The organism is Streptomyces sp. MNU76 (assembly GCF_020982545.1).
Classification (GTDB): Bacteria; Actinomycetota; Actinomycetes; order Streptomycetales; family Streptomycetaceae; genus Streptomyces.
The window spans coordinates 1087673-1103328 of the sequence record NZ_JAJKLK010000001.1; the positions used below are offsets into that span (position 1 = coordinate 1087673).

The 15656-nt window shown below is 70.6% G+C and carries 9 protein-coding genes and 1 pseudogene; 6 read left to right on the forward strand and 4 right to left on the reverse strand.

Features of this window, described 5'->3' with window-relative positions:
* Window positions 1-75 precede the first annotated feature (75 nt).
* The 4 genes from E4N62_RS04710 (at window position 76) to E4N62_RS04725 (ending at window position 10733) form a co-directional block, all read left to right on the forward strand.
* Complete coding sequence (locus E4N62_RS04710; RefSeq protein ID WP_230212047.1) at window positions 76-3963, forward strand: phage resistance protein; 3888 nt, start codon at window positions 76-78, stop codon at window positions 3961-3963.
* Window positions 3960-6881: a BREX-2 system phosphatase PglZ gene (pglZ, locus tag E4N62_RS04715; protein ID WP_230212048.1), complete on the forward strand. Its 2922-nt coding sequence runs from the start codon at window positions 3960-3962 to the stop codon at window positions 6879-6881. Before E4N62_RS04710 ends, pglZ begins: the two co-directional genes overlap by 4 nt.
* 301 nt (window positions 6882-7182) lie before the next feature.
* Window positions 7183-8532, forward strand: coding sequence for a BREX system ATP-binding protein BrxD (brxD, locus tag E4N62_RS04720; protein ID WP_230212049.1), 1350 nt, complete (start codon window positions 7183-7185; stop codon window positions 8530-8532).
* Entirely contained in the window at window positions 8532-10733 is a 2202-nt protein-coding gene (locus E4N62_RS04725) for a DEAD/DEAH box helicase (RefSeq protein WP_230212050.1), read from the forward strand. Before brxD ends, E4N62_RS04725 begins: the two co-directional genes overlap by 1 nt.
* Before the next feature lie 176 nt (window positions 10734-10909).
* Here the strand turns inward: E4N62_RS04725 and E4N62_RS04730 are convergent, their stop codons facing one another.
* From E4N62_RS04730 to E4N62_RS04745, 4 genes are all read right to left on the reverse strand, one after another.
* Complete coding sequence (locus E4N62_RS04730; RefSeq protein WP_230212051.1) at window positions 10910-11890, reverse strand: hypothetical protein; 981 nt, start codon at window positions 11888-11890, stop codon at window positions 10910-10912.
* 591 nt (window positions 11891-12481) lie between these two features.
* On the reverse strand, window positions 12482-13312 hold the full coding sequence (locus E4N62_RS04735) for a hypothetical protein (RefSeq protein WP_230212052.1): 831 nt from the start codon (window positions 13310-13312) through the stop codon (window positions 12482-12484).
* 211 nt (window positions 13313-13523) lie between these two features.
* Window positions 13524-13805, reverse strand: coding sequence for a hypothetical protein (locus tag E4N62_RS04740; protein ID WP_230212053.1), 282 nt, complete (start codon window positions 13803-13805; stop codon window positions 13524-13526).
* A gap of 19 nt (window positions 13806-13824) precedes the next feature.
* Window positions 13825-14028: a hypothetical protein gene (locus E4N62_RS04745; protein WP_230212054.1), complete on the reverse strand. Its 204-nt coding sequence runs from the start codon at window positions 14026-14028 to the stop codon at window positions 13825-13827.
* A 121-nt stretch (window positions 14029-14149) separates the two neighbouring features.
* Here E4N62_RS04745 and E4N62_RS04750 point away from each other — a divergent pair.
* Window positions 14150-15438: pseudogene (locus E4N62_RS04750) on the forward strand (IS256 family transposase).
* 48 nt (window positions 15439-15486) lie between these two features.
* Window positions 15487-15612, forward strand: coding sequence for a hypothetical protein (locus tag E4N62_RS47830; protein WP_268268920.1), 126 nt, complete (start codon window positions 15487-15489; stop codon window positions 15610-15612).
* Window positions 15613-15656: the final 44 nt, after the last annotated feature.

A 15656-nucleotide genomic window follows, 5' to 3' on the forward strand; every position in this document is an offset into this window, starting at 1 on the left:
CAGCCAGCGACAGACATCCCGCACGATCGAGTACAAGCGGCGGCGGAAGCCGCCAGATGGAGAGCGTGACCGGTAATGGCCCAGCAGCCGCCCCTCCTCCGCGATGTCATCGACATCAAGGAGTCCATCTCCACCTCGGACTTCGTGCTGTCCCTTGCCGAGGCGACGACACCCGAGGGCGCCCGGCACGCGCTCAAGGACTACGTCGTCACCGAGCGGCTGCTGGAGAACTTCGACGAGGCGCTGGCCCTCATCAAGTCCGCGCTGGACGGGCACCGTTCCAAGGCGGCGTATCTGCACGGCTCGTTCGGTTCCGGTAAGTCGCACTTCATGGCCGTGCTGTACGCACTGCTCAGCGGTGACCCGGCCGCCCGTTCCCGCACCGAGTTCGACCCGGTGCTGACCAAGCACGAGTGGCTGAGCACGGACGGCAAGAGGTTCCTGCTCGTGCCGTACCACATGCTCGGCGCGAAGGCCCTGGAACAGCGCGTCCTCGGCGGGTACGTGCACCACGTCAAGAAGCTGCACCCGGAGGCCCCGACCCCGCAGGTCTACCGGACCGACTCCCTCTTCGCGGACATCCGCGCCATGCGCGCCAACATGGGCGACGAGGCCGTCATCCGGGGTCTCGGCACCGGCGTGGACGACGATGACGAGGACGAGTGGGGCGAGGGCTTCGCCTGGACCCCGCAGCTTCTCGACACCGCGCTCGCCGCCGAGGAGAACCACGAGGCGGGCACCGCGCTCAACCTCACCAACCCCTCCGCACCGGCCGAGCTGCGGGCCAAGCTCGTCAACGACGCCGGCACCACCCTCCTCCCCGGCTTCACCAGGAACGCCGCCGAGGACGAGCACGGCTTCATCTCCCTGGATGCCGGTCTGTCCGTCATCGCCGAGCACGCCAAGTCGCTCGGCTACGACGGGCTGATCCTGTTCATGGACGAGCTGATCCTGTGGCTCGCCACCCTCATCCACGACCAGAAGTTCGTCGCCCGCGAAGCCAGCAAGATCACGAACTTCGTGGAGGGCGGCGACGCCCGCCGCGCCATCCCCGTCGTGTCGTTCATCGCCCGCCAGCGCGACCTGCGCGAGCTGGTCGGCGAGGAGGTGTCGGGTGCGGCCGAGTCGTCCATCCAGGACACCCTGAACCTGGCCTCCGGCCGGTTCGACAAGATCACCCTGGAGGACCGCAACCTCCCGCAGATCGCCCACGCGCGTCTCCTCAAGCCCAAGAACGACGAGGCGGCCCAGCAGGTCGACGCGGCCTTCGAGCAGACCAAGCGGGTCGGCCCGCAGGTCTGGGACACCCTGCTCGGCTCGGAGAAGGGCACCACCGGCGCGGACGCGGAGTCGTTCCGGCTGACGTACCCCTTCTCGCCGGCGTTCATGGACACCCTCGTCCACATCTCGTCCGCGCTGCAGCGCTCCCGCACCGGTCTGAAGCTGATGGGGCAGCTTCTCGCCGACCACCGCGACGAGATCCGCCTCGGACAGCTCGTCCCCGTCGGCGACCTCTACCCGGTGATCGCGGAGGGCGGCGACAAGCCGTTCACCGACAGCCTGAAGGTCGTCTTCGAGGCCGCCGACAAGCTCTACAAGACCAAGCTGCGCCCCTACCTGCTCAGCTCGTACGACATCACCGAGGACGACGTCGAGCAGTACCGCAACCGGCCCGAGTCCCTCACCGACCCGAAGCGGCTGGGCGGCTGCCGGATGTTCGTCGGCGACAACCGGCTCGTCTGCACGCTGCTGCTGTCCGCACTCGCGCCCAGCGTGCCCGCGCTGTCCGAGCTGACCATCCGGCGGCTCGGCGCGCTCAACTACGGGTCGGTCCTCGCGCCCATCCCGGGTGCCGAGGTCGGCATCATCAAGAACAAGGTCGCCGAATGGGCGGCCAGGTTCCCCGAGATCAAGGAGACCGGCACCGACGCCAACCCCGGCGTACGGCTGGAGCTGTCGGGCGTCGACGTGGACTCCGTCATCGCCAACGCCCAGGTCAACGACAACCCCGGCAACCGGGTCGCGCTCGCCCGCCGCCTGCTGTCCGAGGAACTGAGCGTCGAACACGGCCAGTTGAGCGACCAGCTCAGCTTCACCTGGCGCGGCACCGCCCGCACGGCCGAGATCGTCTTCGGGAACGTCGCCGACGAGGACGAACTGCCCGACCACGACCTGATGCCGCAGGAGGAGGGCCGCTGGCGCATCGCCATAGACCTCCCCTTCGACGAGGGCGAGTGGGGCCCGGTCGAGGACGTCAACCGCATCCGGCGGCTGCGTGAGCGGCAGCAGGGCGAGCGGTCCCGTGTCGTCGCCTGGCTGCCGGCCCATCTGTCGGCGCAGCGCTTCGCCGACTTCCGGCGCCTCGTCGTCATCGACAAGGCCCTCGCCGACGAGCACCGCTTCGACACCCAGTACGCCGGCCACCTCAACGCCGACAACCGCAGCCGCGCCAAGGGTCTCCTGGAGACCCAGCGCGAGGCACTGCTCAAGCAGGTCAAGGGCGCCTTCAAGCAGGCGTACGGACTCGCCCAGAAGCAGGCCGCCGACGTCGTCCCCGACTTCGACGACCACCTCGTCGCGCTGCCCGACGTCGACGGTCTCACCCTGTCCTTCGGGCAGAGCCTGCACGACGGCATCCGGCACGTCGCGGGCAGGCTGCTCGCCCACCAGTACCCGGCCCATCCCGACCTCGATCCCGACGCCACCGGCACCGCCGTGAAGCCGGCCGACACCAAGAAGGTGTTCGCCCACGTCCGCGCCGCCGCCGAGGCGCGCGACGGGCGGGTGGAGGTCCCGGCCGCCGACCGCAGGCTCATGCAGCGGATCGCCGGGCCGCTGCGGCTCGGGCAGCAGAAGGAGGCGTACTTCGAGCTGTCCCGCTACTGGGCCGACCACTTCCGGCAGCTCGCCAGCTCCCAGGGCGTCACCGGGGACCTGTCCCTGATCACGCTCACCGACTGGACCGACAAGCCCGACCCGCGCGGCCTGCCCGACTTCCTCGCCCGGCTCGTCGTCGCCGCCTTCGCCGAGATGGACGACCGGGTGTGGGTGCGCGTCGGCACCGTCCTCGACCCCGCGCCCGAGCTGTCCGCGATCAAGGACCATGACGCGCTGCGCAGCCAGCCGCTGCCCGCCGAGTCGGACTGGGACACGGCCCGGCAGCGCTTCGAGACGGTCTTCGGGCAGAAGGCTCCCGCCCTGCGGCGCGGCCGGATGGTCAACCAGTTCGCCCGCCAGATCATCGAGGCCGCCCGCGCCCACCGGGACCACACGGCCGACCTGGTGCACCAGCTGGAGGCCCACGCCGCCTTCCTCGGCCTCGACCAGACCGCCGACACCGGGCGGCTCCCGCTCGCCCGGCGCTCCCTGGAACTCCTGGACGCCCTCACGGCGGAGGCCGGCAAGGGCGCGGCCGGGGCGAAGAAGACCGTGGAGGCCCTCGCCGCCTTCGACCTGGGCGAGACCAGCGCCGACCGGTACGGCACCTCCATCAAGCAGGCCCGCGGTGTCGCGGAGGCCGTCGCCTCAGCGCCCTGGAGCACCCTCGAACTCGCGAAGGGACTCGGCCCCGAGGGCGCGGCCCTGCTCGACTCGCTGCGCAACGTCGCCCGAGACGACCAGCGCACCGCGGACCTGCGTGACGCCCTGGCCCGTACGCAGCGCGAGGTCGTCGCCCTCGTGAAGCGCAGCCAGGCCGCGGCCCAGCCGCCCGCACCCGTCGTCCAGCCTCAGCCCACGGCGGGCGACCTGTCCCTGGACACGCCGACCAGCGACCCGCGCATCCCGTACGCCCCGCAGGAGAACCCCACACCGGCCTCCTCCGGCAGCGGCACCGCGCGCACGTCCGGTGGCCGCCGTACGACCGTGGCCCGGGCCGCCGCCGACCTTCAGGCGGAGCTGTCCGAACTGGTCGCCCGCCACCCCGACGCGACCATCGAGATCACCTGGAAGGTCGTCGAATGACGGACACCGCCACCGTCGCTCCGGGCGCCGTCCGCCTGAACACCGCGACCGTCACCCAGTACCTGTCCTCGCAGTCGTCCCTCGCCGCCTCCCTGACACGAGACGGCGGGGGCAGGCGCCGGGTCGTGCTGCTGAGGTCCGCGCCCCAGTGGGACGGTCCCGCAGAACCTGCCTGGGCCGAGGGGCGGACGGCCGGTGTCGCGGTGGCGCCCTCGCCGCTCGCCGTCCACGAACTCGTCCTCGACCACCTCGCGGGCCGCCGGACCGGCCCCGCCGTGCTGGTCGTCCTCACCGACCGGGAGCAGCACGAACTCGACCCGGCGATCCTCGCCCGCGTCCACAAACTGCGCATCGACACCGTCGACAGCTGGGACGTCGTCCGGGAGGCGTTCGGCGCCCGGCAGATCGACCCGCGCCTCAAGGACGTCAACTGGGCAGCCGAAGCCCTGCTCGACGCCACGCCGCCCGGCGGCTGGCCACCCGTGCCCGGCGGTTGGCTGTCCCGCCAGTACGCCCTCACCGCGCTCACCCAGCGCCGCCTGCGCCTCGGCCGCTACGACACCGAGGGCGGCGCACGGCGCCCCGGTGACGACCGGCTCGACGCCCAGACCCTGCTGCACTGGTCGACCCGCCCCGGTGCTCCGGAGCGACTCCTCGGGCTGCGCGGCCCGGAGCGCGCCGGGCTGACCGCCTTCCTCGGCGAGGAGGACCAGGCCGGCCTCGCCGGACGCGCCCTGCTCGCCCTCGCGGACGCCGAGCGGGGCGCGGACGCCGCAGCCTTCGGACTCGTCTGCGCGGCACTGTGGCAGCACGCCGAGCCCGCCCCCGAGACGTACCAGGCCCGGGGCCGCGCCGAACGCTACTTCGGCGACCAGCCCCCGGCGGTCGGCGAACAACTCGACGCCCTGGTGACCGTCTTCGGCCGGGCTGCCGAGGAGTACGTGACCACGCTGCTGGCAGCCGGACACCGGACCGGTGGCGGCGACGCGGACCAGGCCCGCGAGGCACGCCGGACGTCCGGCACCGTGCTCGACCGGGCGGCCGCGCTGGCGCGCCAGTTCGGTGCGGAGCCAGCCGTCGGGGCGAGCCCCGTCCTGCGTGGCGGACTCGAGGCCCGGTTCACGGCCGTCGGACGGGCGCTCGCAGCCGGTGACAGGGCCGTGGTGGCGGACGCCGTCCGGCGCCTGGCGGACCACCGGCTCGCCGCCGAGCCGGAGGAGTCCGCCCGCGTCGAACGCGCCCGCATGGGACAGCGCCTCGCCCGCTGGCTGCTGACCGACACGCCTGCCGAGAGCCCTACGGTGGCCGACGCCCTACAGCGGCACGTCGCCGATGCCGGCTGGGCCGACCTCGCTCTGGAGCACATCGAGGCCGGCGGCGACCCGGACCCCGTCCTCAAGGCCGCCTACGACACCCTCGCCGCACGCGTCCGGGACCGGCGGCGGCAGATCGACGCGTTCTTCGCGCGCTCCTTGGCCGCCTGGACGCAGGCCGGCACCCAGCCGGGCAGCATGCTCACCGTCGAGACCTTCCTCGACCGGGTGGTCGGACCGGTCGTCCGGCGCGGGGAGGAACGGCGGTTGCTGCTGCTCGTGCTCGACGGCATGAGTGCGGCCATAGCGAACGAACTCGGTGAGGAACTGCGCCGCTCCTGGGCCGAGTTCGATCCGCTGCCCGAGGGCGCTCCACAGCGTCGGGCGATGGCCGCCGCACTTCCCACCCTGACGGCCGTGTCCCGCACCTCACTGTTCGCGGGCACGCTGATGAAGGGCACCCAGGCCGACGAGAAGCGGCTCTTCCCCACGCTGAAGCTGTGGGGCGGCGCCCCGGCCGGCGTCTTCCACAAGGACGACCTGCGCGGCGAGACCGCGGGCGACACCTTCGGCCCGGCGCTCACGGAGGCGCTCACCGACGGTCGGACGCATGTCGCCGTCGTCCTCAACGCCATCGACGACCGTCTCGCCAAGGAACAGAAGCTCGGTGACGGGGCCTGGCGGGTCGACGACGTGCCCGGCCTGCGGGACCTGCTGCGGGTGGCGGCGGCCCAGGGCATGGCCGTCGTTCTCACCAGCGACCACGGCCACGTCGTCGACCGGCACGGAAAGAAGGTCGACACCGCTGTCGAGCCCGCGTCCGCCCGACATCGCCTGCCCGTCGGCGGTCCCCTCGCCGACCGGGAGATCGCCCTCAGCGGACCGCGCGTGGTGTGGCCCGAGCCCGGCGCGTCCATCGTGGCGCTGTGGGACGCCGACTCCCGCTACACCGCCCTCAAGGCCGGCTACCACGGCGGGGCCTCGCTCGCCGAGGTCACCATCCCCGTGCTCGCCTTCCTGCCGTTCGGGGCGGAACCGCCGAAGGAGTGGCGGGAGTTGGGAGACCAGCGGCCCCTGTGGTGGGCTCCGGAGGAGGTGGGGAGGGCACCGCTGCCGAGTGAGGCCACCACGCAGCTGCTCGTCGGGGCGGCTCTCGCTGTGCCGAAGAAGCCGACGGGGAAGTCCCAGAAGAAGCATGCGGATCTCGCGCGAACACACGAGGCCCTCTTCGACGTGGAGCTGACCACCGGGGGAGACGACTCCCTGCTCACCCCGACCCTCGTCTCCCGGACGGAGGCGCTGGTGAAGGCGCTGCTCGACTCGGAGACGTACCAGGGACAGCTCGGCGGTCTGGCTCGCAAGCCGCAACAGGAGCAGGTCCACAAGGCGCTCGCCGCCTTGCTCGACGCGGGCGGCACCCTCCCCGTGACCGCGCTCGCCCAGCGCGCCGGCATGCCCGTCACCCGGGGCGACGGTTTCGCCGCCGTCCTGCGGCAACTCCTCAACTACGACGGCGTGCAGGTCCTGGAGACCCTGCCGGACGGCCGTACCCTGCGGCTCCACGAAGCACTGCTGCGCGAGCAGTTCGCCCTCGGAGGCGGCTGAGGACATGGCTCGGGGTGCCTCGGGCCTTGCCCCTGAGGCACCCCGGGTGCTCGACCCCGGGGCCTCCCAGTTGCGGTCGGCCTGTTCGGCGAAGGACTGCCTCGTCTGGTCTCCGTGTCCAGAGCCGCGCCCAGGCAGCGGCGCAGCAGGGACTCGTCGCCCACGATGAAGAACGGACGTGCCGCCCCTTCGAAGCGGTCCGTGACGCAGCAGGCACACAGTGGGCCCACAGAGTCACGAACCGGGTATGACGCGACTTCCTCGAGGCCACAGTGCACAGGGAGATGGAACACTGGTCCCCGTGAGCACCACCGGATCCAAGCGCCCCGCCCAGGTCAGCGCGGCTCGCCGCCGTACCGTCATTGACGCCCTGCGCCGTGGAGCCGTGCCCGAGAGCGGGCTCGACCTGCTCGCGACCGGCCTCGACCGGTTCGAGACGGCCCTGGACGCCGAGCTGGACGCCGTGTCGTCCGGGGGGTCCGTGTTCAAGGCCGTACGGGGTGAGTACGGGTCCGGCAAGACGTTCTTCACGCGCTGGCTGGGCGAGCGGGCCAAGCGCCGCAACTTCGCCGTGGCCGAGATCCAGATCTCGGAGAACGAGACGCCGCTGCACAAGCTGGAGACGGTCTACCGACGGCTCACCGAAAGGCTCACCACGTCCAGCTTCCCGCCCAGCGCCCTGCGGCCCGTGGTCGACGCCTGGTTCTACGCCCTGGAGGAAGACGCCCTCGCGGCCGGCGCGACCGAGGAGGAACTGCCCGGCGAGGTGGAGAAACTGCTCGTGGCGCGGCTCGCCGAGGTGTCCCGGCACGCCCCGTCCTTCGCCACCGCGCTGCGCGGCTACCGGGCCGCCCTCGCGGACGGGGACGAGGCGACCGCCTCGGCCGTCCTGGCGTGGCTCGGCGGCCAGCCGCATGTGGCGGCCTCCGCCCGCAGGTTCGCCGGGGTGCGCGGCGACCTCGACCATTTCGGTGCCCTCGGTTTCCTGCAGGGCCTCCTCACCGTGCTGCGCGACTCCGGGCACACCGGGCTCTTCGTCGTCCTCGACGAGGTGGAGACGCTCCAGCGGGTCCGGTCGGACGCCCGGGACAAGGCGCTCAACTCGCTGCGGCAGCTCATCGACGAGGTGCACTCCGGCCGCTTCCCCGGCCTGTACCTCGTCATCACCGGCACACCCGCCTTCTACGACGGGCAGCAAGGCGTGCAGCGCCTGGCACCGCTCGCCCAGAGGCTCGCCACGGACTTCACCACCGACCCGCGCTTCGACAACCCCCGGGCCGTGCAGATCAGGCTCCCCGGGTTCAACCAGGAGTCCCTGGTCGGACTCGGCCTCACCATCCGTGACCTGTACGCCGATGCCGCGGCCATGCCTGAACGCGTGCGGACGGTCGTCGACGACGCCTACGTCGCCGACCTCGCGGTGGCCGTCGGCGGAGCGCTGGGCGGGAAGGTCGGGGTGGCTCCCCGGTTGTTCCTGAAGAAACTCGTCGGGGACGTGCTCGACCGCGTGGACCAGTTCGACGACTTCGATCCCCGGCAGCACTACCGGCTGACGGTCGCGGGCAGCGAACTCACCGATGTGGAGCGAAACCTCGCCGCCGCGGTCGCCGGCGGCTCCGCGTCGGCCGACGACATCGACCTGGAGCTGTGATGGCGGCGGACGCGGGACTTCCGGCGGGGAGAGGCTCGGGTGGCGAGGACGCCGATGTGCTGGAGCGGCTCGATCCCGTTGTCCTGCATCACATCGTCAACACACTCGGCTGGCCCGACCTGCGCCCTCTGCAGCGTGCGGCGATCACACCGCTCATGGAGGGACAGGACGCCGTACTCCTGGCTCCGACGGCGGGAGGCAAGACCGAGGCGGCCTGTTTTCCTCTGCTGTCGGCGATGGCCGAGCAGGGGTGGACCGGTACGTCCGTGCTGTACTTGTGCCCGCTCAAGGCACTTCTCAACAACCTGGTCGTCCGTGTCGACTCCTATGCCCAGTGGATGGGACGGCGGGCAGCGCTCTGGCACGGTGACACCAAGGAGTCGCAACGGCAGCGCATCCGGGCAGAGGCGCCGGACATCCTGCTGACCACGCCCGAGTCACTCGAAGCGATGCTGATCGGCGTGAAGACCGACCATGCACGCCTGTTGGGGAGCGTGCGGGCCGTCGTCGTCGACGAAGTGCACGCGTTCGCAGGCGATGACCGGGGATGGCACCTGCTCGCCGTGCTGGAACGGCTGGAGCGGGTCACCGGACGGCCCATTCAGCGCGTCGGGCTCTCGGCGACTGTCGGCAACCCGGCCGAGTTGCTGCACTGGCTGCAAGGGGCCGGAGTCCGCAGTCGCACTGGTCAGGTGGTTGCCCCCGGAGTGCACCTGCCGACCACGGACGGCAGCGGCCACGGCGCCGAAGCAAGCCCAGAGCCGTCCAACAGGCCGGCGGGCGATGTGGAACTCGACTACGTCGGCTCCCTCGACAACGCGGCCAAACTCATTGCCGCGCTGCACAGGGGGGAGAAGCGGCTCGTCTTCTGCGACTCGCGCCGCCAGGTCGAGGAGCTGGGCGCGGCGCTCCGCGCCCGCGAGGTGACGGTCTTCCTGTCCCACGCCTCGCTCTCCGTCGATGAACGCACCCGTTCCGAGCGAGCGTTCGCCGAGGCACGCGACTGCGTCATCGTCTCCACGTCGACCCTCGAGCTCGGCATCGACGTCGGTGACCTGGACCGCGTGATCCAGATCGACTCACCGGCCTCCGTAGCCTCGTTCCTGCAGCGCATCGGCCGCACCGGCCGACGTGCCGGGACCTTGCGGAACTGTCTGTTCCTCACCACCCACAAGAACACACTGCTGCAGGCGGCGGGCCTGTTGCTGCTGTGGTCGCGGGGCTGGGTCGAACCGGTCGAGCCTCCGCCGGTACCGCGTCACCTGGTGGCCCAGCAACTGCTCGCCGTCACCCTGCAACAGCACAAGCTCGGCGACCGGTTGTGGGACCGACAGTGGAACGGCCTCGCCCCCTTCGACAAGTCGGCCGCCCCGATCCTGCGCTTCCTGACCGAAGAGGGCTTCCTCGACAGCGACGGCGGAATGCTGTTCGTCGGCCCCGAGGCGGAACGTCGCTTCGGTAGAAGGCACTTCATCGAACTCACCGCCTCCTTCACCGCACCTCCGCAGTTCACTGTCCTGTCCGGACGCACGGAGATCGGTCGCACCGACCCGAGCGTGCTCACCGAGGAACGCCCCGGCCCCCGGAGGTTGCTCCTGGGTGGACGCAGCTGGCAGGTCACCTACATCGACTGGCTGCGCAAACGCGCCTTCGTCGAGCCGGCCGACGGCGGCGGAGTCGCCAAGTGGATGAACGGTGGCGTCGCCGGACTGTCGTACGCGTTGACGCGTGCCATGCGCGAGGTGCTGCTGGGCGCGAGCCCGCCCGTCTCCCTTACCCGGCGGGCGGAGGCGTGCCTCGCCGAACAGCGCGAAACCGACGCACCTGACACCGTCCACCCGGGCGGCACGTTGATCACACGCGTCGGTTCCGATGTCCGTTGGTGGACCTGGGCCGGCTACCGGGCAAACGCCACTCTGGCAGCCACCCTCCAGTCCGTCACCGACCCCCTGCAACGGCCCACCGACAGCTGGCTGCGCCTTCGCGAGAATCTCAGCCCGGCCGCCTGGCGTACGGCCCGTGAGAACGTCGGCGAGAACCTCGTCCTGCCCGACGTGGACCCCAGGGCCGTACGCGGCTTGAAGTTCTCCGCCGCCCTTCCGGAACGCCTCGCCGTTGCCACGGTGGCGGCCCGCCTGGCCGACTTCGAGAGCGCCCGTTCGGTGCTCGGCGAGCTGACGCGCTTTCAGTACGACGGCTGAATCGGAAAGCCGCCAAGGCTGCTTCGATCCGGACGGTTGAGGCTACCCCGTCCCTGTGACTGCTTCGGTACTACGGAAAGGCGAAGGCCTCCCGGTCTACGCGACCACAGTGGTCAAAGCCGCGTCCGCAGCGGACGGTGCTTGAGCGGGGTCCAGCAGCCCGCCGCGCCTTCTGCTCAGCACCAGCGGGAGCGGCAGCCGCCCCAGCCACCTCCACCGGACGAGCCGCTCGACGATCCACCTGAGCCACCCGAGCTTCCGGTCAGGCCGTCCGGGAAGGTGCTGTTGCGGTTCTGGTCACCAGGGAACGGGTCGTGATAGTCCGGGTCCCCGTCGTCATCGCGGTCGGGTAGCTGGGCGGATCCGTTGTCCTCCTCTGCCTGGGCAGGACAGTCGTTCTCCGGTGCGGACAGCCACAGCCTCACCCACGTGCTGTCGGTGATCCGTTCCCTTCGGTCCGGATCGTGCGCACACACCTTCCACTCGTCGTACTCGCCCTCGTCAGGAAGGCTGTCGTTTCCGTAGATCGTGTCTGCGTACACGTGATCGGGCGAGGGATCGAGAGCGGCGAGCTTCTCCTGAGCTGCCGTCCACGTCGCGCCGATCAGATGTGGCAACCTCGGCCAGGGAATGGGGCCGCCGTCCCGCGCGGGGCAGGGAGCCCCGGTGCGCACGGCTCCGAAGTCGATCGTCCTCGTGCCGCCCGGTGATGTGCCGACCTCCTGGAAGCAGACGGTCCAGTTGGAGCGCATCCAGATGCCGTCGCCCTGGTCGGACGCGTCGTGGTCGCCGACGGTGAACCCCTCCACCTGTGCCCTCTTCTTCGCTTTGTCGAGCCGCAGGCCTCGGAAGTCCGGGATCTCCGGGTCGGTTGTCGGCTCAGACCCCTGCGCCTGCTCCGCCGTACCCCTTGGGTGGGCGGAGGTGGCGGGCCTTCCGGCGTTCCGGGCCTTCACGTCCGCCTCCGCCACTGTGTCCGACGTCCTGTCCTGGGGTGCCGGGGGCAGGACCGCCCCGAGCAGGAGTACGGCCACGACGGTCGCGGTCACCTTCCACCCCTTCGGCCAGGCGTTGCCCCACCACAGGAGGAAGAGCGCGACGAGCAGCGCGAGAATCCCGAGGAACTCGTTGAGGACGCCGAGCACCGGTACGGCCAAGACGAAGCCGACGCGGGCCCGCCCGGTTCGCCACCAGGCAGTGCGGGCGGGCCGAAGCGCGGCGGTGGCGGAGGGCCGGGGGCGGGTGTGGGTGTGGGTGGGTGAGACATGGCCAGGGGGCCTTTCGGAGAGCGGAGTTGATCCCAGCAGCAGCCATCTGTACGACCGACCGGACCGCTTTCGGGTCGATGGATCGTAGTGAGCCGTGGGGTCTGTCCCACGCGCGCGGCAGGGCCAAGAGCGACCCTGAGGGACGTGAGCCGCTCGCCGGTGGCGGGTGGGGAGGGGTGCGCTTTCGTGCGGATCCCCGGGTGGTCGAGACGGACGTCGTACGGCCGTGTGGCCGGCTGTTCGCCCAGGTCGGCACCGGGACGCGGGACCCCGTGACTCGGTCCTGCGCGATGTTCTCAAGAGCCTTTGGGGAAATTACCAAACCCTCCGAACCCAGCCCGTTCGTGCACAAGTTGGGGCGCCACTCGTTCGAGTGACGGGAGCGTCAGCGGGGCGAGTGAGTCCCGACGTGACCGAAGACGTCACAGCCGTCACACCGAAGATGCCGGACACAGGACAGGCGGGGGCAGTCCGACGCCCCTACCGCAATCCGCCGACCTGGTCCTTGGCCCACCACAGAAACGCCGCGGAGTGCTGCTGGTTGGCGAAACCCTCGCCGACGAGGGCATGCAGGAGATCATTGCTCCAGAGGATGAGCCGGCCGAGGGTCCAGTTCACCGACTCGGGTGTCGGCAGCTCCAGTCCGTAGACCAGTCGCGCGACCTCGCGCTTGCCCCCGGCCTCCGTCGTGTACTTGAGGATCGTCAGGAACCGGTCGGGGTACATCACACAGAGAACCCTCGTGAGGAGCGCCTCCTTGAAACCGGTCATGGCGAACGGCTCGGTGCCGGACAGCAGGCGCTGGAGCCGGTCTTCGAGCGGCACGTCGTCGGGTCCGTGCAGGAGGTACTCGATCGTCCTGCGGGTCGACTCTCCGGCTGCGGCATCGCCCATGTCGTTCCACGCGGAGTTGAACGTGGCCTGATTACCGGGGCGTGCCCCCACCTCGGAGTTGGCGAAGTCCTTGAGGGCTCTGGGGTCGCACGTCCACAGCCCCTCGGGGGAGAAGATCCGCTGGTACCTCGACCAGTAGGCCGCCACGTCGGGGTCGAAGTCCGGCTTGTCGGCGAGGTACTGCTCTTTCAGCCGGGCCACCCGCTCCACCTGCTCGGGATCGACGTCCTCGGCTTTCGGGAAACGGGCCTTGAGGTCGTCGAAGGAGCGAAGGAGGTTCCTCTGCGGGACGGTGGGCTCCTTGTGCTCCCATTCATAGCCGCAGCGGTGCTTCACGAGCCGACGTCCGCCGTCGAGCGTGCGCACCACCTCGATGTCCTCGTCGTCGCTGCACAGTGGACACATGACCACCGCCATGGCTACCCCCGTTCACGCGGTGCTCGCGCCCGCCCGGAGCGAGCGCTTCCCCACCCAGGGACCGCATTCTCGCATCCGGCCGGGGCCGCAGGGTGGGTGGCCTCCGGTCGGTACGCGCAGCTCCGACCGTACGGTCTTGCCGGGGCGGCCGGGCGAGGAGTGCCGATACAGGGTGCAACGCGCTGACGGGCCTGGCTGGTCCCCCCTGGAGCTACTTGATCAGGCGGCCCCTGTTCCGGTTGGCGAAGGGCCGCTTGCCGTGGACCCCGATGAATTCGGCGATCAGCTGGGCTTCGGCGTCGCCGGGGTCCCGCTCCGGCGTCGACAGCCATCCGACCAGCAACGAGCCCGAGTCCGCCAACTGCCAGACATAGCGCCCACCCCAGTGACCCACCGCTTCTCCGGCGCCGTGACGCCGGTACTCGTCGAGCCGCTTCCGCAGTCCGCGCCGACCGCTTCTGCCGGTGGTCGCCTTGCCTACGTACAGCACCATGGCCCCACCGACCCAGGCCTCAGCGAGAAACGGAGGGATCACGGCCCTGGAAATGCCCAGCCGGACTCAGGGGCAGGAACTCCGGGGCGGACACATCGGGGCGCACGACGACGTAGATGCCGGCATCCAGGGGCACCCCGGCCTCCGGCAGTTCCGAGAAGGGGACGAATCCCGTGAATCCCCGGTCCGTGAGGATCTCCAGTGTCAGTGCTCGGTCGGTCATGCGCGGCATGATCCCACGCGGGTAGGACAAGGTGGGTTCGTTCGGGCACGGTCGCGTAGTCGCCGCATCCCGGATCGGGTCTGTACGGTGAGTGGTGTAACTCCCGAGCTGGAAGCGACAGTTGATGACTGACGTGGCGAGTGATATCGGGGCCGGGGAGGCCGTTGTGAGTGGGGCGGGCGCCGTGGATGACGGGCTGGTCGCCGAGCTGGTGGCCCGGGCCCGGGCCGGTGGGGTGAAGCTCACCGGGGAGGGCGGCCTGCTGCAGCAGCTGACGAAGCGGGTGCTGGAGTCCGCGCTGGGGCGAACTCACCGATCATCTGGGGCACGAGCCCGGTGAGCGGGCCGGGGGCGGCCGGGAGAACTACCGCAACGGGCACCGGCCCAAGACGGTGATCACGGAGTCGGGGCCGGTCGAGATCGCGGTGCCGCGGGACCGGGCCGGGTCGTTCGAGCCGCAGCTGGTCAAGAAGCGGCAGCGGCGTCTGGGCGGGGTGGACGAGATGGTCGGTGTCGCTGTCGGCGAAAGGGCTGACGCACGGGGAGATCTCCGCGCATCTCGCCGAGGTGTACGGCGCGGAGATCTCCAAGTCCACCATCTCCACGATCACCGACAGCGTGATGGCCGGCATGACGGAATGGCAGAACCGTCCCCTGGACAGCGTCTACCCGGTCGTCTTCATCGACTGTGTGAACGTGAAGGTCAGGGACGGGCAGGTCGCCAACCGGCCCGTCTACATGGCGGTGGCGGTCACCGCCGAAGGACACCGGGACATCCTGGGCCTGTGGATCGGCGACGGCGGGGAGGGCGCGAAGTACTGGCTCCAGGTCCTGACCGAGGTCAAGAACCGCGGCGCGGCCGATGTCCTGATGCTGGTCTGCGACGGCCTGACCGGCCTCCCGGACGCCGTGAACACCGTCTGGCCTGCGACGATCGTCCAGACCTGCGTCGTTCACCTATTGAGGAACAGCTTTCGTTACGCGGCCCGGCAGGACTGGGAGAAGATCGCGAAGGCACTCAGGCCCGTCTATACCGCGCCGACCGAGGAGGCCGCGCTGGAGCGGTTCGTGGAGTTCACTGACACCTGGGGCGGGAAGTATCCGGCGATCGTCCGGCTCTGGGAGGCGGCCTGGGCGGAGTTCGTGCCCTTCCTCCGGTTCGACGTGGAGATCCGCAAGATCGTCTGCACCACGAACGCGATCGAGAGCATCAACGCGCGGATCCGCAAGGCCGTCCGGGCCCGAGGGCACTTCCCCACCGACCAGGCCGCTCTCAAGTGCGTCTACCTGGCCGTCATGAGCCTGGACCCGACCGGCACCGGACGCAAACGCTGGACCATGCGCTGGAAGGCCGCACTCCAAGCCTTCGACATCACCTTCGACGGCCGGCTCACCGCCGGACGCCGCTGAACAAAACCGACTGAGTTCCACCGTTCGCTACACAGACCCGCAGGCGGGGTGAAGGGCGGCGGTGGCGTCGCCAAGGCCGGCATCGCCCTCGGCGTCGTGGACCTGGTCATCTTCGCGGTGCTGATCGCCGTGGCCGCGTCCAATGGCGGTTTCACCTGGTACGTCGGGGGCTGACCGGCGAGCGTCGCTCGCTCCAGGCGTACGTGGGCGGCTCGGCC